Source organism: Pokkaliibacter sp. MBI-7, from assembly GCF_029846635.1.
Classification (GTDB): Bacteria; Pseudomonadota; Gammaproteobacteria; order Pseudomonadales; family Balneatricaceae; genus Pokkaliibacter.
The window spans coordinates 2,069,125-2,085,730 of sequence record NZ_JARVTG010000002.1 but is presented as its reverse complement, the minus strand read 5'-3'; the positions used below and the strand labels follow the sequence as shown (position 1 = coordinate 2,085,730).

Annotated in this window: 14 protein-coding genes; 7 read left to right on the top strand and 7 right to left on the bottom strand. The window is 57.3% G+C overall.

Translation table 11 applies throughout. From position 1 onward, the window contains the following. Positions 1-77 precede the first annotated feature (77 nt). Both QCD60_RS29210 and QCD60_RS29205 read left to right on the top strand, forming a co-directional pair. Positions 78-491: a lysozyme inhibitor LprI family protein gene (locus tag QCD60_RS29210; protein ID WP_279790904.1), complete on the top strand. Its 414-nt coding sequence runs from the start codon at positions 78-80 to the stop codon at positions 489-491. Between the two features lie 138 nt (positions 492-629). After that, entirely contained in the window at positions 630-1,730 is a 1,101-nt protein-coding gene (locus QCD60_RS29205; RefSeq protein ID WP_279790902.1) for a hypothetical protein, read from the top strand. 89 nt (positions 1,731-1,819) lie between these two features. On the opposite strand, the gene QCD60_RS29200 is transcribed toward QCD60_RS29205, so the two are convergent. From QCD60_RS29200 to QCD60_RS29190, 3 genes are read right to left on the bottom strand one after another with little or no spacing between them, the layout of a single operon-like run. Continuing rightward, positions 1,820-3,250 carry an efflux transporter outer membrane subunit gene (locus QCD60_RS29200; protein ID WP_279790900.1) on the bottom strand — a complete coding sequence of 477 codons (1,431 nt, stop codon included), beginning with the start codon at positions 3,248-3,250 and terminating at the stop codon, positions 1,820-1,822. Position 3,251: 1 nt separating this feature from the next. Further along, the gene (locus QCD60_RS29195) at positions 3,252-6,425 is read right to left on the bottom strand and encodes an efflux RND transporter permease subunit (protein WP_279790898.1); all 3,174 of its coding nucleotides are present in this window, start codon (positions 6,423-6,425) and stop codon (positions 3,252-3,254) included. 3 nt (positions 6,426-6,428) lie between these two features. Then, entirely contained in the window at positions 6,429-7,640 is a 1,212-nt protein-coding gene (locus QCD60_RS29190; RefSeq protein ID WP_279790896.1) for an efflux RND transporter periplasmic adaptor subunit, read from the bottom strand. A 92-nt stretch (positions 7,641-7,732) separates the two neighbouring features. Here QCD60_RS29190 and QCD60_RS29185 point away from each other — a divergent pair, with 92 nt between their 5' ends. Then, positions 7,733-8,347 (top strand): TetR/AcrR family transcriptional regulator, encoded by a 615-nt coding sequence (locus QCD60_RS29185; RefSeq protein WP_279790894.1) that lies wholly within the window; start codon positions 7,733-7,735, stop codon positions 8,345-8,347. A 51-nt stretch (positions 8,348-8,398) separates the two neighbouring features. Here QCD60_RS29185 and QCD60_RS29180 read toward each other — a convergent pair whose 3' ends face one another. From QCD60_RS29180 to QCD60_RS29170, 3 genes are read right to left on the bottom strand one after another with little or no spacing between them, the layout of a single operon-like run. Continuing rightward, a complete protein-coding gene (locus QCD60_RS29180) occupies positions 8,399-9,619 on the bottom strand; it encodes an ABC transporter substrate-binding protein (protein WP_279790892.1) in 1,221 nt (406 codons plus the stop codon). 2 nt (positions 9,620-9,621) lie between these two features. Continuing rightward, on the bottom strand, positions 9,622-11,001 hold the full coding sequence (locus QCD60_RS29175; RefSeq protein WP_279790890.1) for a sensor histidine kinase: 1,380 nt from the start codon (positions 10,999-11,001) through the stop codon (positions 9,622-9,624). 18 nt (positions 11,002-11,019) lie between these two features. Continuing rightward, positions 11,020-11,688: a response regulator transcription factor gene (locus tag QCD60_RS29170; protein ID WP_279790888.1), complete on the bottom strand. Its 669-nt coding sequence runs from the start codon at positions 11,686-11,688 to the stop codon at positions 11,020-11,022. A 419-nt stretch (positions 11,689-12,107) separates the two neighbouring features. On the opposite strand from QCD60_RS29170, the gene QCD60_RS29165 reads away from it, so the two are divergent. The 4 genes from QCD60_RS29165 to QCD60_RS29150 all read left to right on the top strand — a co-directional run bounded on the left by QCD60_RS29165 (position 12,108) and on the right by QCD60_RS29150 (position 15,897). Next, positions 12,108-13,037 carry a tripartite tricarboxylate transporter substrate binding protein gene (locus QCD60_RS29165; RefSeq protein WP_279791098.1) on the top strand — a complete coding sequence of 310 codons (930 nt, stop codon included), beginning with the start codon at positions 12,108-12,110 and terminating at the stop codon, positions 13,035-13,037. A gap of 202 nt (positions 13,038-13,239) precedes the next feature. Then, complete coding sequence (locus QCD60_RS29160) at positions 13,240-13,689, top strand: tripartite tricarboxylate transporter TctB family protein (RefSeq protein ID WP_279790886.1); 450 nt, start codon at positions 13,240-13,242, stop codon at positions 13,687-13,689. Then, positions 13,689-15,215 carry a tripartite tricarboxylate transporter permease gene (locus tag QCD60_RS29155; RefSeq protein ID WP_279790884.1) on the top strand — a complete coding sequence of 509 codons (1,527 nt, stop codon included), beginning with the start codon at positions 13,689-13,691 and terminating at the stop codon, positions 15,213-15,215. Before QCD60_RS29160 ends, QCD60_RS29155 begins: the two co-directional genes overlap by 1 nt. 178 nt (positions 15,216-15,393) lie before the next feature. After that, a complete protein-coding gene (locus tag QCD60_RS29150) occupies positions 15,394-15,897 on the top strand; it encodes a GNAT family N-acetyltransferase (protein ID WP_279790881.1) in 504 nt (167 codons plus the stop codon). A gap of 195 nt (positions 15,898-16,092) precedes the next feature. On the opposite strand, the gene tpx is transcribed toward QCD60_RS29150, so the two are convergent. Further along, positions 16,093-16,590, bottom strand: a complete 498-nt coding sequence (gene tpx / locus QCD60_RS29145; RefSeq protein ID WP_104155257.1) for a thiol peroxidase — start codon at positions 16,588-16,590, stop codon at positions 16,093-16,095. Between the last annotated feature and the right edge of the window lie 16 nt (positions 16,591-16,606).

Here is a 16,606-nt window from a genome sequence, read left to right as displayed (position 1 = left end):
CGCGGCTTTTTGTTTTTCGCTATGCTGCTGAGCCTGACAAGCTCTGTTACCGGGCAATGTGCTGAGGAGAAGCGGCAATGCTTAGGAATGTGAACATAACCCTGACCCTGCTCATGACCCTGTGGGCGGCAGGTGCTTCAGCCAGCTGCAGCAATGCTGTGACCACGGCGGAAATGAATGCCTGTGCGGCACAGGACTACAGCACGGCCGACGGAGAGCTGAACAAGGTTTACCAGCAGGTGCTGAAGCACTACGCCGATGATCCGGCCTTTATCGACAAACTGAAAAAGGCTCAGCGTTTGTGGCTGGCCTATCGGGATGCGCATCTGGCGTCGATCTATCCTGAGGCCGATGCCAGCGAGGTTTACGGTTCGTCCAATCCCATGTGTCAGTCACAGATTCTGGCCAGAATGACCCGGCAGCGTACGGCTGAATTGCAGGCATTTCTCGAACGACCCGAGGGCGATGTTTGCGGCTATATTCAGCCCTAAACCTCAATTTCGCGGAAGATTGAGGAGAATTCACCCGCTGCTGAGGGCAATGTGATATAAAGGCCGCCGATTTTTCACCGGTGGCCTTTGCTTTTATGGCTGCCCTGCCTGACCACGAGAGCAGTACTGAGGGAGTTAATGTCTAACAGTCACGACCTGAAAGGTTTGTTCAAGTTTCTCAACCGCGATGAGTGGCCACAGTGTTTTGCCATGGTGTTTGATGACCACCTCGGTCAGACCCTCAAAGCGGGCGACATGACGTTTGAAGACCTGGCCGGCATGATCGGCAACGAATGGGCGAATACCCTGTGGGGTTGTGCATTTGAGGATTTTCTCACTCAGGAGTTCGACGTTGCTGGCGTCAATATGATTGACGACTACATGAAGCGGCGTGGCTGGAAGGAAAGCGCCCGTACCAAGGCCTATATCAGGGCATTGCGCACTTCTACCATGAGTTTGTATCGGGTGGAGCAGGTGGTGCCCGGGCAGTCACTGAGTCTGCGTGATGTCATCCGTGGTGGTGATGACGTAGTCGTGAGTGACCCCGGCATGGCCCGCAGCGTCAAGGTGGGTGACCATCTGGCAGCCCGGGTAGTGGAAGAACTGAACAGGCTGATTCTGGCTGGCGGCGCGCTGCTGTTCAGCGATGACGCAGTGACCACCCTGCTCGACAGCCTGCGGGAGGCCTATGGCAAGGCGGCTGATGAGCCGTTGCCACAGCCTGCCGAACAGGAACTGCGCTCGGTGGCCGCACTCTTTACCCTGTCCTGGCTGACCCATGAGCTGGGGGATCGCTTACCTCAAGGCAAGGCATCGGCTGAGGCTGCTGATAGCGAGGCGGTTGAAGGCAGCGAAGCGAACGAGGCCGTTGCCGTTAACGCGAATGGCACTGAGCCATTAACGGCGAACACCACCACCGTATCTGTGATGGAGGGTACAACGGGCAGCAGTGACGCTGAGCTGACTCCCCATGAGGTGCGTTTCCCGCTGGCCACCAAGGTGCTGCAAAAAGACCTGACGCCGCATCTGGATGAGGCCGACTGGCTGCAAAAGCACAGTGCCAAGGTATGGCACTGGCACCATGAGGGACAGATGCTGGGGGCGGCCGAATTGAAAGGGCGTCACCTGACCCTGAGCGTGGAATCAGCCGCGCGGGCAAAGTGGGGTGCCGAAATCTTCAGCTGGAAGCTGTCGGAACTGCTGCGTGAGCCTGAAATTGAAGCGGTCATGGTGCAGTAATCGGGTCGCAGACTCAGACTGTGTTCATGCTCTTAAAACACAACGCCGGGTGATTAGCCCGGCGTTGTCATTTCTTTCAGGCGGTACCGCTATTCCTGCAGGCCGCCTCCCAGCACCCGATAGAGGGTGACGCGGTTGTCCAGTTCGGTCAGACGGGTGGAAATATAAGTCTGCTGGGCACTGTACAGCGTGCGCTGTGCTTCCAGCGCATCCAGATAGCTGTCTACACCGTTCTTGTAGCGGTCGAACGACAGGTTGTAGCTGTCCTGCGCTGCATCCATCAGGTCTTTCTCAGCACTCAGCTGGTCAGCAATAGTGCCGCGTCGTGCCAGTGCATCTGCGACTTCCTTGAAGGCGGTCTGTACTGCGTATTTGTAGGCGGCAACATACTTGTCCTTCTGCGCTTCGTCGTAGGCAAGGGCTGCCTTGTTGGCACCACCGTCAAAGATCGGCAATGACAGACTGGGGGCAAGACTCCAGATGGTGGTAGCGCCACCGCTGAACAGATCCGCCAGGGCAGCACTGGCCAGCCCACCGGTGGAGGTCAGTGACAGACTGGGGAAGAAGGCAGCACGGGCTGCACCGATATTGGCATTGGCTGCCTTCAGGTCGTGCTCAGCAGAGAGCACATCAGGGCGCTGCAGCAGCACATCAGAGCTGACGCCAGCCGGTACCTCTGCCAGCCAGTCTGTGCCCTCCGGCAGACCATCCGGCAATAATGTGGCTTCCACCGTCTGGCCCACCAGCAGTTCGAGCGCATTGCGATCCTGTGCCACCAGCGTGGTGTAACTGGCAATGTCAGCGCGGGCACTGTGGTAGGTGGTTTCGGCGTTACGCACATCGACCCGTGAGTCGACTCCCAGCTTCAGACGCTGGCGGGTAATGTCCACATCACGTTTGGCGTTCTCCGCCGTGTCCTGTGCCAGCCTGAGCAGTGACTGATCAGAAGCCAGCGTCAGCCAGGCACTCGCGGTCTCGCCAATCAGGGTGATGCGGGTCGCTCTGGCGGTCTCTGCAGACGACAGATAACTCTCCAGCTCAGCCTGCGTCAGGCTGCGGGTTTTGCCAAACAGGTCGATTTCGTACGAGCTCAGGCCCGCAGTGGCTTCGTAGCTTTCCGATATACCACTGCTGCCGAGGCTGCGCGAGCGGCTGCCTGACAGGGAGGCATCCACTTCCGGCAGCTGGGCAGCACGCTGTTCGCGATAAGTGGCGCGAGCGGCAGCCACGTCGGCCAGCGCCTCACGCAGGTCCTGATTATTCTCCAGCGCCAGCGCAATCACCTTCTGCAGGCGTTCATCCCTGATAAAGGTTTTCCATGGTAGCTCTGCCGCAGTCTGTGAGGCGCTGGCAGCTGCCTGCTGGCCATAAGCTTCACCCTGCGGCCAGCTTTGCGGCACGCTGCTGGCCGGGCGCTGATAATCAGGTGCCAGACTGCTACAGCCTGCCAGTGCTGCCAGCAGGGGCAGCACGGCAAACGCTCTGGAGCCGGGCAGACGGGGGAACATCACTTTTCTCATCTCAGGCTCCGGTCACATCGGCTGTATGGGGAGGCAGTGAAGTCGCACTCTGCCCGGCATCATCGTCTTCCACTCGCTTGCGTTTGGGGAACAGACGGCGAATCAGCACGAAGAACAGCGGTACCAGAATCACGGCCAGTACGGTGGCCGTAATGGTACCTCCGACAATCCCTGAACCAATCGAGATCCGGCTGTTGGCACCGGCACCGGTGGATACGGCCAGTGGCAGAGTACCGAAGATAAATGCCAGTGAGGTCATCAGAATCGGGCGTAAGCGCAGCTTGGCACCTTCCACGGCGGCGGCAAACTGATCGGCGCCACGCTGGTAGGCGGCTTCGGCAAACTCAACGATCAGGATGGCGTTCTTCGACGACAGGCCGATGGTGGTCAGCAGTGCCACCTGGAAGTAAATGTCATTTTCCAGACCGCGCAGGGTGGCTGCCAGTGCTGCACCAATCACACCCAGAGGAATCACCATGATCACCGAGAAGGGCACGGACCAGCTTTCATACAGGGCGGCCAGACAGAGAAATACCACCAGAATGGACACGGCATAAAGCAGGCTGGACTGCCCACTGGACTGACGCTCCTGATAGGACAGGCCACTCCAGGTATAGGTGGTGCCTTCAGGCAGGGCGTCCGCCAGTTTCTGCATCTCATTCATGGCTTCGCCGGAGCTGACACCGGTGGCACCTGCGCCCTGAATTTCATAGGACGACAGGCCGTTGAAACGGCTCAGGGTTTGCGGGCCACTGGTCCATTCCACTGAGCTGACGGCACTGAAGGGCGTCATGCTGGTGTCATCGCTGGTGCGAACAAACCAGTGCTTCAGGTCATCCGGCGAAGAGCGGTATTGGGCATCGCCCTGCACATAGACTTTTTTCACCCGGCCATTGTCGACGAAGTCGTTGACGTAGCTGCCAGCCCAGGCGGTACTGAGGGTGCTGGTCACATCGGACAGGGACAGGCCGAGCGAGGTGGCTTTGGCCGAGTCGATATTGATCTTCAGTTGCGGTGTGTCACTCAGCGAGCCGAGGCGAATACCACTGAGCTTGTCATCTTTGCGGGCAGCGGCCAGCAGCTGATTCTTGAGCTTTTCAAAGTCGGCACGCGAGGTACCGGGCGCTGCCTGCAGTTCAAAGGTGAAGCCATTGCTCTGGCCCAAGCCACGGATGGCCGGGGGCGACATGGCAAAGATACTGGCATCACGCACACTGGACAGGTTTTTCATCGCCCGCTGGGAAATAGCGGCGGCGGTATTGGCCTCTCCCGGGCGGGAGTCCCAGTCATTGTAGGCGACGAAGGCCATGGCCGCGTTTTGTCCGGCGCCACTGAAGTTGAAGCCGGAGATGGTGAACAGGGCGTTGACGTTGTCTTTCTCGTCGGTGAGGAAGTAGTTCTTGACGTCATCTGCCACCGCCATGGTGCGCTTGATCGAGGCGCCGGTCGGCAGGTTGATCTGAATCATCCCTTCACCCTGATCTTCTTCCGGCAGGAAGCCGGTCGGCAGACGCAGCATGAGTACCGCCAGCGCACCGACGATCAGTCCATAGACTATCATCCAGCGAACCGGCTGACGCACGGTGCGGCTGACACGGCCTTCGTAGCGGTTGGTCATGCGGTCAAAGTTGCGGTTGAACCAGCCAAAAAAGCCCTTGCGAGCAGCATGGTCACTGGGTTTGAGGATGGAGGCGCAGAGTGTCGGGCTCAGCGTCAGGGCAACAATTACCGACAGGGCCATGGAGGAAACAATGGTGATGGAGAACTGGCGGTAGATAACGCCGGTCGAGCCACCAAAGAATGCCATCGGTAGGAATACCGCAGACAGCACCACGGCGATACCGATCAGCGCGCTGCTGATCTCACCCATGGACTTGATGGTGGCGGCGCGGGGCGACAGCTTCTCTTCGTGCATGACACGTTCGACGTTCTCGACCACTACGATGGCGTCGTCCACCAGCAGACCGATGGAGAGTACCATGCCAAACATGGTGAGGGTGTTGATCGAGTAGCCAAACACGGACAGCACGCCGAAGGTGCCCAGCAACACTACCGGCACGGCAATGGCGGGGATCAGCGTGGCACGCCAGCTCTGCAGGAAGACAAACATCACCACCACCACTAGTGCGATGGCCTCGAACAGGGTTTTTACCACTTCTTCGATGGAGATGCGGATGAACTGGGTGCTGTCCTTGGGATAGGCAATTTCATAGCCCTGCGGCATGTTTTTCTGCAGCGCGCTGATGGTGCTCTTGACGCGCTCTGCCGTGGACATGGCATTGGCGCCGGGAGCCAGCATTACCGCGATGCCCGAGGCCGGGTGGCCATTCAGCCGGGGAACGTAGTTGTAGCTCTCTGCTCCCAGCTCAACGGTGGCAACGTCCCCCAGTTTGACATCCGCACCACTGGTGTCGTGCTTGATGATGATATTGCGGAACTGTTCCGGTGTGGTGAGCATGGACTGGGCGGTGACGGTGGCATTGAGTTCCTGTACGTCGGTCGTGGGCATGCCGCCGATATTACCGGCAGCTACCTGGGCATTCTGGGACTCCAGTGCGGAGGTGATATCCGACGGCATCAGGTCATAGGCGGCCAGCTTGGTGGGGTCCAGCCAGATGCGCATGGCGTACTGTGAGCCAAACACCTGCACGCTGCCGACCCCTTCCAGACGGGCGATGGAGTCGGAGATGTTGCTGGAAATGTAGTCGGAGATGTCGTAGTGGGTTGCCTTGTCGGTCTTGTCGTAGACCGCCGCAATCAGCAGGAAGTCAGATTGCGATTTGGCGACCGTAACCCCTTGTGACTGCACGGACTCAGGCAGTCTTGAGGTGATCTGCGATACCTTGTTCTGGACCTGTACCTGCGCAGTATCGGCATTGGTGCCCTGTTCAAAGGTCACGTCAATGGAGGCTTTACCTGAGGATGAAGAGCTGGATGTGAAGTACAGCAGACCATCGATACCGGTCAGCTCCTGTTCAATCACCTGGGTGACGCTGTTTTCGACGGTTTCGGCCGAGGCGCCGGTGTAGGTGGTGGAGATCTTGACGGTCGGCGGTGCTACATCCGGATACTGGGCAACGGGCAGGGTGAACAGCGCGGCCAGCCCCGAAAGCATGATGATAATCGAGATCACCCAGGCAAAGACCGGGCGATCAATAAAGAAGCGAGCTAGCATCGGTTACATCGCTCCTTTGTCCTGATCGGCCGCGCCTTGATTGGCGACCCTGCTGGCATCGGCGGCCTTGTCAGTCACTGAGCCGTCGGCGGCCAGTTCGACTTCCACACTTTTCACTTTCTGACCGGCGGCAACCTTGCCTGTACCTTCGACAATCAGCTTGTCGCCAGCGGACAGGCCCTGAGTAATCAGCCATTTATCACCGATGGAGCGATCAGTGGTGACCTGCCGCTGTTCCACCGTGCCGTCGTCTTTAATCACCAGTGCGGTGGCATTGCCACGGGCATCACGAGCCACTCCCCGCTGGGGCACCAGCATGGCCTGGGTATCCACCGCTTCATCCAGCACGGCACGCACGAACATGCCGGGCATCAGTAAATCATCATCATTGGGGAACTGGGCGCGCAGTGTTACTGAGCCTGTGGACTCATCAACCGCCACTTCACGCACTGTCAGCGTGCCTTTGCTGTCATAGGTCGAGCCGTCTTCCAGCTGCAGGCTGACTTCGGTGTTACCACTGCTGACACCTGAGCGCTTGAGGGTCTGACGCAATTTCAGCACTTCTTTGCTGGACTGAGTCAGATCGACATAAATCGGATTGAGAGAGCGGATGGTAGCGAGGGCGGTGTCCTGATCGGCAGTCACCAGTGCGCCTTCGGTGACAGAGGAAATACCAATGCGGCCGGCGATGGGCGCTTTCACCTGGGTATGATCCAGATCGATCCTGGCGCTTTCTACCGCGGCTTTGTATTTCTCCACGCTGGCGACAGTTTCCAGATAGGCTGCATGAGCATCATCAGCATCCTGTTTGGACACCCCTTCAGATTTGGCCAGTGCGGCATAACGCTGATCTTTCAGCTTGGCCGAGCGCACGGTTGCTTCGGCGTTGAGCAGGTCGGCCCTGGCCTCGTTATAGGTTGCTTTGTAGCTGGAATCATCAATCTGATACAGCAGCTGGCCTTTACTGACCTCTGAGCCTTCTTCAAACAGGCGCTTCTCCACAATGCCGCTGACCTGAGGGCGAACTTCGGCCGTGGTGGAGGCAACAGTACGGCCCTGTAATTCTGTTTTCAGTGGGACTTCACTGGTGCTGAGGGTGATATAACCGACTTCCGGGGTGCGCTGCTGTTGCTGTTGTGCTACTTCCTCTTTCTGGCAGCCAGCCAGAGCAAGAGGCAGAAGGATCAGCCCAGCCATCGTAGATAAGTATTTCATGGGTTACCGATGCCACAGGATAAAATTGAGAATGATCATTCTCAAAACTATACAATGCTACGGATTAAGCCCCTAGCAGCATGGTTTAAAGAATGGTTACAACAGATAACAAGAGCCAGACTAAGACAGAAAGGGACCAGCAACGCCGCGAGCTGATTCTCGATGCGGCGCAGCATCATGTTGTTGAGCTGGGTTTTCATCGTACCAGTATGGCCATGATCGCAGAATCGTCGGGCCTCAGTGTCGGGCAGATTTACCGTTACTTTGCAAACAAGGAGGCCATTATCGCTGCGCTGGTGGAGCGTATGACCAATCAGCGTCTGCAATGGATGGAGCTGGAAAAAGGCTGGCTGAAGCCGGTGGAGTGGAATGAAAGCAGCATGGCGCCAGCCCGTATCGCCGATGCTGACCGGGCGCTGCTGCTGGAAATTCAGGCCGAGGCGGCGCGTAATCCGGCCATTGCCGAGATTTCCTATCAGGCCCATCTGACCCTGCAGGCCAAGGCGGTCAGTCTTCTGCGCAAGGCTTTTCCCGGGGTTAATGATGACTACCTGAAACTGATCGTCGAGCTACGCGCCACCCTGATTCAGGGCATGATGCTGCGCCGCTATGACGCGCGGGATATGGATCAGGGCAAGATGACCCGATTTTGTCTGGAGCTTATGCTCAGGCTGCTGAACGACCCGCTGGATACGCCGCCACACTGAGCCACAGAGCGTATTCCCGGTCTCGCAGGTCAGCAGATTGTAAGCACGCTGTTAGGGCAGCTCATCGCTGTTGGTCAGCGCCTGAATCATGCTGCCCGGCTGGATGACACTTTCCCACTCGTGCAGGAAGCGGTTGCGTTTCATCTGGTCAAGATACACCAGTAACCCGAGTCCCAGGCTGATGGGATGATAGCTGGACTCATAATTGAGCCGGATACCATTGGCCGAGCGAGGGCCATCGCCGAGCAGACTGATCAGGCCGCTGTGACTGGCAATGTCGTTCTGACCTTCGACGGACAGCAGAAAGTCGATGAACTGCTGCGCCAGTTTGGGTGAGCTGGCCTTTTTCGAGATCAGGGCGATAGGGCTCATGGCCAGGGTGTAGTCGGACGGAACGATCACGCCCAGTCGTGGGTCCTGCAGGGCCCGGCTGAGGGAGTAGGAGCCCAGCACGTTGTAGCCGAGGATCAGTTTGCCGGAGGCGACCGCATCGAGTATCAGGCTGGTACAGCAGTACGTCTGTACATCAGCACGGCCAAGGCTCTCCAGCAGGCGGCCGTTGATGCTGGAGTGCACGGCATCCTGGGTAAACAGCATGTAGCCGACGCCGGACAGGCGTATGTCATAGGTACCCACTTTCTGCTGGTAGAGCGCGGGTTGCTCGCGCAACTGGGTGGCCAGTTCTTCATGGGTGCGCGGTAGCGTCTGATCTTTGAAGGCCGCTTTGTTGTAGACCATCACCAGTGGCTCGAAAGCAAAGCCAAAGCCCTCGTGCCGCCACTTGGCCCAGTCGGGCAAATCGTCAGTATTGGCCGAGTCATAGGGGCGGGCATAGCCGTCATTGATCAGTTTGGCCTGCAGGTCCATGGCCGAGCTGATGATGATGTCGGTGGTGGTCGCCCGGTGCAGATATTCACTGCGAAAATCCATATACAGCTGAGGTGACAGCACTTCTTCGTAGCGAACCTGTATTGAAGGGTGCTGTTCCTGAAAGGCCCGAATTAACGGGAAAATCGCCGATTTGTCGGTAGAACCCTTGATAAACAGCCAATTCCCTTCGTCCTGCTTACCGGTGTCATGGGGTTTGTCATCGCCGGCATTGGCGGTGAAAGGGTCTGTGGCGCCATAAGGTGCGCTGCCCAGAGTGGGCGCCTTGTCATCCGGTGAATCCGCCACAGCGCTCTGGCTGCCGAGCCAGCATAGCGTCACTGCAACAGTCGCCAGCAGGCAGCGCTGCAGGCGCGGTAAAACAGCACGATATTGCCCTGTCATGATCATTCCTGCTCCGCGGCCGGGAAGGACAGTGTCACTTTTAGTCCGCCACTTTCCCCATTACTCAGCGTCATGTCCGCCTGATGCGCATCGGCAACGGCCCGGACGATGGCGAGCCCCAGACCTGACCCTGCACGATCTTCAGCCAGACGCTCGAAACGCTGCTGCACCTGCTGATGCTGCGCGGTGGGGATGCCCGGGCCGCGATCTTCGACACTGATCTGCAGCTGGCCATTCTGAGCGTGCACAGCGAGTGTAATCTGGTTGTCCGCCGGGCCATATTTAACGGCATTATCCAGCAGGTTACGCAGCGCCTCCTTGAGACTGATGGTGTCGCCCTGAATCCAGGCTGACTGCACATTGGTGTCATAGCCAAAATCCACCGCAGTGTGGGCATGGTCGCGCACAGCTTCGGTCAGAACCTGACGCCCCAGTTCGTTCAGGTTGACTCTGGCCAGCGTTTGCGTGTCGCCGCGGTGAATCACCAGAGCGTGAGCCAGCAGCTGGTTGGTCAGGCGTATCAGCCGCTTGCTCAGCTCGCGAGCCTTGCTCAGGCGACGCTTGAGTGCGGCGTTATCCTGTTCATGCTCCGCCATATCAAGCTGGACCTGCAGGGTGCTGAGCGGCGTGCGGATCTGATGGGCGGCATCGGCGATAAAGTTCTGCATCAGATTGAGGTTGCCCTGCAGCCGTCGCATAAAGGTGTTCAGTGAGTTGACCAGCGGCGCAATTTCCTTCGGCGCCGGGACTTCCAGCGGGCTGAGCTGGGCCGGAGCACGGTTGCGTAAATCCTGACTGATCAGGCCCAGTGGCCGCAAGGCCCGACCTATGCCGAACCAGACAAACAGTAAGCCCAGCGACATGATCAGCAACAGCAGCCCCAGCGCATTGAGAAAGACTTCCCAGGTCAGGGCGGTACGGGCGATGCGGGTCTGGCCGATCTGCACCGTAACCCAGCCATGAATGCCCTGTTCGGTCAGCAGTTTGCTTTGCAGCAGAAAGCGTACGTTTTCACCGCTGTAGCGGGCATTGAAGAACACCGGTTCATTGCCGGGCTTCCAGTGCTCAGGCAGGGGCAGATCCGGATAGCCGGTCAGCGGGAAGCCGTCTGGCCCCAGTACCTGATAGAACGCCCGGTCTTCGGGGGCCAGGCTCAGCATCGACATGGTGGAGTAGGGCATGTCCACTTCGATACCTTCATTGGTGACGAAAACACGTTCCAGAATGGACAGACTGGCGCCGGTCAGCAGCCGGTCGAAGGAGTAGTCAGCGGCACGCTCGGCGTAGCGCCAGATGCCAACGCCCAGCAGCAGCAGGGCGATGATGAAAATCGCCCCCATGCGAATCAGCAGGCGGCGTTTGAGGGAGTAGCGTCTGGCCATGGTGCGCGGAAACAGGCGTCAGTCGTCAACATGGGCGAGATAGCCCATGCCACGAATGGTCTTGATTACCAGCGACGAGCCATCGAGGCGCTTGCGCAGACGAGTCAGGGTCTGCTCGATGGCGTTGGGCGTGTGGGCTTCATCAAAGGTGTAGAGGCGGTCTGCGATATCTTCCTTGGTCAGCACATGATCGAGGGCGCCAAGAAACACTTCCAGCAGCTGCACTTCGCGATGGCGCAGATCCATCGGCTCGTCATTGATGAATACCTGACGTGAGGCCGGATCAAACAGCAGATTGCCACAGCGCACTTCATTGCTGGCGTTGCCGCGATCCCGACGCAGCAGGGCACGGGTGCGGGCTGCCAGTTCACGGAAATCAAAGGGTTTGACCAGATAGTCGTCGGCCCCCAGATCCAGTGCGCTGACCCGATCGTCAATTTCAGCACGGGCGGTCAGGACCAGAACCGGCACCTGATTCCCCTGACGGCGTAATGCCTTCAGCAGCTGATAGCCATCTTTGCCGGGCAGGTTGATATCCAGAATAAGCAGTTCAAAGCTTTGATAGGCCAGCACTTTTTCTGCCTGTTCGGCGGAGCTGACCCAGTCCAGCGGATGGCCGTGGTGGCGAAAATACTCAGCCACGGCATCGGCAAGTTCGACATTGTCTTCGATGAGTAATATGCGCATCTCGGTTCTGCGATGGTAGTTCTTGTCTTTGGCCGCTGGGCGAATGAGGGGCGTGCCCTCATCTTCCCGTTTCTGGCCATTCCGTGGCAGCGACTCAAGCCTAGCAGAAATTGTAACCGTAGCAGAACTGCGACGGTGTGGCGTGGCTGGGGAATAAGGAAAAGTACAGGCCTTCGGTAATGTGTGCTGGCATGAATGAGCATCATGGTCTAGACATTAGACCTTAGAATAAGAGCCCATAGCCGATACGTGTGTGTCAGGATCGTGTCAGGTTGCAAGCGTATGTTTATTCGACATGTTGACCCCATCCCGGTCACATTGTGTTTTCAAAAATTCCCCAGCAGGTGGAGATAACAACAATGAAACGCCTTTTTGCACTGCCCGTACTGGCTTTGTCTTCTGTTCTCGTCAGCGCACCCATGATGGCCAATGCCGCTGATATGCCCAAAGCGCCTGAGTGTATCGCGCCTACCAACCCCGGTGGTGGCTGGGACTTTACCTGCCGTAGCGTGGGTAAACTGCTGTCTGCCCTGAGCTATGTCGATGGCAACGTGCAGACCGTGAACATGCCAGGTGCTGGCGGCGGCGTAGCTTTTGCTCACGTCGTATCCAAACGCAACACCGATAATGGTGTCTTCGTTGCTGCTTCCACTGCTACGACTACCCGTCTGGCGCAGGGCCAGTTCCCTGGCGTTAACGCTGACATGGTGAAATGGGTAGGTACTCTGGGGGCTGACTACGGTGTTATCGCCGTGGCTAAAGACTCTCCCTACAAAAATCTGGGCGATCTGCTGAACGCACTGAAAGCTGACCCGAACTCAGTCAAGTTCGGCGGCGGTAGTGCTAACGGTGGCTGGGATCACCTGAAAGTGCTGATGACTGCCAAGTCTGGCGGTGTTGATAAACTGCGTGACATCAAGTACCTGGCCTTCAACGGCGGTGGCGAAGCCATTACTCAGGTAATTGGCGGTCACATTGGCGCGTTCACTGGTGACGTGTCTGAAGTGCTGGGTTTCCTGCAGTCAGGTGATCTGCGCGTTCTGGCTGTACTGTCTGACGAGCGTCTGCCTGCTCCTTATGATCAGATCCCCACTGCCAAAGAGCAGGGCGTTGATACCACCGCACCTAACTGGCGTGGTTTCTACATCCCAGGTGGTGCTTCTGACGATACCTACAACTGGTGGGTAACCTCTCTGGACAAGCTGTATGACTCACCTGCCTGGAAAGACGTTATGACTGAAAACGGTCTGCTGCCTTTCCACAAGTCAGGTGCTGAGTTCAACGAGTTTGTTCACAAGCAGATCCAGGATATTGCTGAAATCTCCAAAGAAGTTGGCCTGCTCAAGTAATTGAGTGAGTGAAATGGGGGAGTGCCTGCACTCCCCCATTGGTAGTTTCCGTTCGGCTCCCGGCACGTCTCGTCGACATGGGGCATCTTCCTTCTTGCAAACTTGTCCATGGAGACGGCCAGAGCCGTGTGGTCCGTGGCTCAGTCGCATCTGCGATTGGGCTTAACGGTGAAGTGATGGGCGTAATAGGTGGAGGTAGCAGATGCTACTGAACAATGATCGTATCTTCGGCATGCTGATGCTGGTTCTGGCCGTTGCCTACGGCTGGGGTGCCACTCAACTGCCCGAACCTTTTGGTGGCAACGAAGTCGTTGGCCCCAGTACTTTTCCTTCGATTCTGGCCTGGATTCTGGGCCTGTGCGCCATCTACCTGATCGTTAAGCCTGACCCCTCGCAGGAATGGCCCAGTGCCAAGATTTTCGGGGAGCTGCTGGTCGTTGTAGTGGTATTGCTGGGTTATGCCTGGTCTCTGGATTATCTGGGCTTCATCCTGGCCAGCTTTGCCTGTGTCGCTATCCTGAGCTGGCGTATGGGCGCCACCGTGGCTTCTGCTGCGCTGGTCGGTCTGGGAACGTCTGTGGGTGTGTTTCTGATTTTTGATATCGGTCTTGAATTGCCGCTGCCCATGGGCCTGCTGGGAGGTTTGGCATAATGGAAACGTTAAATTTTCTGATGCATGGTTTTGGTGTGGCGCTGACCCCCACTAACCTGATGTTCGCTGCCATCGGTTCCATTCTGGGGACGCTGATTGGCGCACTGCCTGGTCTTGGCCCTGCCAACGGTGTGGCTATCCTGATTCCTCTGGCATTCAGCCTCGGTCTGCCTGCTGATTCGGCGCTGATCCTGCTGACTTCGGTGTATGCCGGTGCCATGTACGGTGGCCGTATTTCCAGCATCATGCTGAACATCCCCGGCGATGAACCTGCGTTAATGACCACGCTGGATGGTTATCCCATGGCGCGTCAGGGCAAGGCTGCCGAAGCGCTGGCGATTTCGGCGATTGCTTCCTTTATAGGCAGCTTCATTGCCACCATCGGCCTGATCCTGCTGGCGCCGATTCTGGCCAGGTTTGCACTGCACTTCGGTCCTGCTGAATACTTCGCCCTGTTTGCACTGGCATTTGCCACTCTAGGTGGTGTAACCGGTAAAAACCCGGTCAAAACCCTGCTGGCAGCGGCGCTGGGTCTGATGATTGCTACTGTGGGTATCGATCACAATACAGGTACGCCACGCTACACCTTCAATACCCTGGAGCTGTACGAAGGTGTTGATTTCATCATCGTGCTGGTCGGTATGTTTGCTATCAGTGAGCTGATGTTCTTTATCGAGGCACATGCCGGTGCGGGTCATCAGATGGTGGTGCTGAACAAGCTGCGCCTGAAAATGTCTGACATCATCCACGTTCTGCCAACCGCCATTCGTGGTTCTGTGCTGGGCTTCGTTGCGGGTGTATTGCCAGGCGCGGGCGCCTCTCTGGGCAGCTTCATCTGCTACACCCTGGAAAAACGCTTGCTGGGTAACAAAGCCCACTTTGGCGAAGGTGATCCCCGTGGCGTGGCTGCTCCTGAAGCAGGCAACAATGCGGCGGCTAACGGTGCGCTGGTCCCCATGCTGACACTGGGCGTGCCCGGTAGTGGCACCACGGCTGTACTGCTGGCCATGCTGATTTCCCTGAACATCACCCCCGGCCCGATGCTGTTCCAGCAGCACGCTGATCTGGTATGGGGCGTCATCGCGGCACTGTTCGTCGGTAACTTCATTCTGCTGCTGCTGAACATTCCGATGGTCGGTATCTTCGTCAAGCTGCTGAGCATCCGACCCATGTACCTGATGCCCATCGTGACGCTGGTCGCCTCAATCGGCATCTATTCACTGAGCCACAGCGCCATGGATCTCTACTTCATGGTGGCCTTCGGCATCTTCGGTTATGTTCTGCGCAAGATCGAGATTCCTCTGGTGCCGGTCATTCTGGGCATGTTGCTTGGCCCGGAAATGGAAACCAGTATGCGTCATGCGCTGACCATTTCTGATGGCAGCTGGAACATCTTCTACAGTAGTGGTCTGAGCATCGGTCTGTGGGCTATCGCCATTCTTGGTCTGATCCTGCCTACCGTACTAGGCCCGCTGCTGCGCGGAAAAATGAACAAGGCACGTCAACACGAAGGTCAGAAAGTCTGAGTGAATAGCGACTGACTGAACTGACACACAGCAAACAGGCGGGGGATTCCCGCCTGTTTGCATTTTATGGGTTGGGATTTTACCGAAGGAAGTGCCGGCCGCGTGTCTGGCAACGCTGTGCTATGGTTATGGGTGGATTTCATGATTAGCAGCACAGAACAATACGAGGTTACACCACATGGAGGTCAATATTCGCCATGCCGACAAGGCCGACGTCGATGCCGTTCGCGCTATTTACAGTCAGCCTCATGCCTATGAGAACACCCTGCAGTTGCCCTATCCCTCTCAGGAGTCCTGGGAAGCGCGTTTTGATCAGGTGGGCACCCATTACCATAATCTGATTGCTGAGGTAGGGGACGACGTCGTCGGCCAGCTCAGCCTGATCAGTAATAACCGGCCGCGACGACGACATGTTGCCGAGTTTGGTATGGCTGTCCGGCAGGATTATCTGGGCAAGGGTGTCGGTTCAGCGCTGCTGCGGGCAGCTATGGACATGTGTGATCGCTGGCTGAATATCGAGCGTGTGGAAATAGAGGTGTACACCGATAACACAGCGGCCATTGCGCTGTACAAGAAGTTTGGTTTTGAAATCGAAGGTGAGCACAAGCGCTACGCCTTCAAGAACGGCCATTATGCAGATGTATTTACCATGGCGCGTTTTCGTCCATTGATGAAGAGCTAGTGTTAAGTAGTACCGCGCTATTCACCTCAAGAGAGGGCACGCTGCCTCAAAACGGGCTTGCTCCCATTAACGCAGGTCAATTCCGACGGTTGCCAGTATCGAGTATCAGAAAGCAGAAATAACAAAGGCGAGCCTGTCAGCTCGCCTTTATCTTTTATTGCGGTACCGCATTTTGCCTGGAGCGTGAACTCGCTCTTAGTTCAGCGCAGCCAGTGCCGCTTCGTAATTAGGTTCATTGGCCACTTCGCCTACCAGCTCGGTGTAGGCCACTTTACCTTCAGCATCAACCACCACGACACAACGTGCTGTCAGACCGGTCAGCGGGCCGTCGATCAGTTTTACGCCGTAATCAGCAGCGAAATCGGAGCGGAAGGCAGAAGCTGGGATGACCTTGTCCAGACCCTCAGCGCCGCAGAAGCGCGCCTGGGCAAAAGGCAGATCCTGAGAGACGCACAGCACGACGGTGTTTTCCAGCGCGCTGGCTTTCTGGTTGAACACGCGGACAGAAGTGGCGCAGGTAGGGGTATCGATGCTGGGGAATACGTTCAGCACAACGCGCTGACCTTTCAGGCTTTCCAGAGTCACTTCAGACAGATCGGTTTTAACCAGGGTCAGGGCAGGGGCCTGGCTGCCAACCGCGGGCAGGTCGCCGTTGGTGTTGAATGGATTACCTTTCAGCGTAACTGTAGCCATGTTCAAACTCCGTGTT

Coding starts and splice junctions, on each gene's coding strand:
- QCD60_RS29210 (WP_279790904.1), top strand. CDS start 78: ATGCTTAGGAATGTGAACATAACCCTGACCCTGCTCATGACCCTGTGG.
- QCD60_RS29205 (WP_279790902.1), top strand. CDS start 630: ATGTCTAACAGTCACGACCTGAAAGGTTTGTTCAAGTTTCTCAACCGC.
- QCD60_RS29200 (WP_279790900.1), bottom strand. CDS start 3,250: ATGAGAAAAGTGATGTTCCCCCGTCTGCCCGGCTCCAGAGCGTTTGCC.
- QCD60_RS29195 (WP_279790898.1), bottom strand. CDS start 6,425: ATGCTAGCTCGCTTCTTTATTGATCGCCCGGTCTTTGCCTGGGTGATC.
- QCD60_RS29190 (WP_279790896.1), bottom strand. CDS start 7,640: ATGAAATACTTATCTACGATGGCTGGGCTGATCCTTCTGCCTCTTGCT.
- QCD60_RS29185 (WP_279790894.1), top strand. CDS start 7,733: ATGGTTACAACAGATAACAAGAGCCAGACTAAGACAGAAAGGGACCAG.
- QCD60_RS29180 (WP_279790892.1), bottom strand. CDS start 9,619: ATGACAGGGCAATATCGTGCTGTTTTACCGCGCCTGCAGCGCTGCCTG.
- QCD60_RS29175 (WP_279790890.1), bottom strand. CDS start 11,001: ATGGCCAGACGCTACTCCCTCAAACGCCGCCTGCTGATTCGCATGGGG.
- QCD60_RS29170 (WP_279790888.1), bottom strand. CDS start 11,688: ATGCGCATATTACTCATCGAAGACAATGTCGAACTTGCCGATGCCGTG.
- QCD60_RS29165 (WP_279791098.1), top strand. CDS start 12,108: ATGATGGCCAATGCCGCTGATATGCCCAAAGCGCCTGAGTGTATCGCG.
- QCD60_RS29160 (WP_279790886.1), top strand. CDS start 13,240: ATGCTACTGAACAATGATCGTATCTTCGGCATGCTGATGCTGGTTCTG.
- QCD60_RS29155 (WP_279790884.1), top strand. CDS start 13,689: ATGGAAACGTTAAATTTTCTGATGCATGGTTTTGGTGTGGCGCTGACC.
- QCD60_RS29150 (WP_279790881.1), top strand. CDS start 15,394: ATGGAGGTCAATATTCGCCATGCCGACAAGGCCGACGTCGATGCCGTT.
- tpx (WP_104155257.1), bottom strand. CDS start 16,590: ATGGCTACAGTTACGCTGAAAGGTAATCCATTCAACACCAACGGCGAC.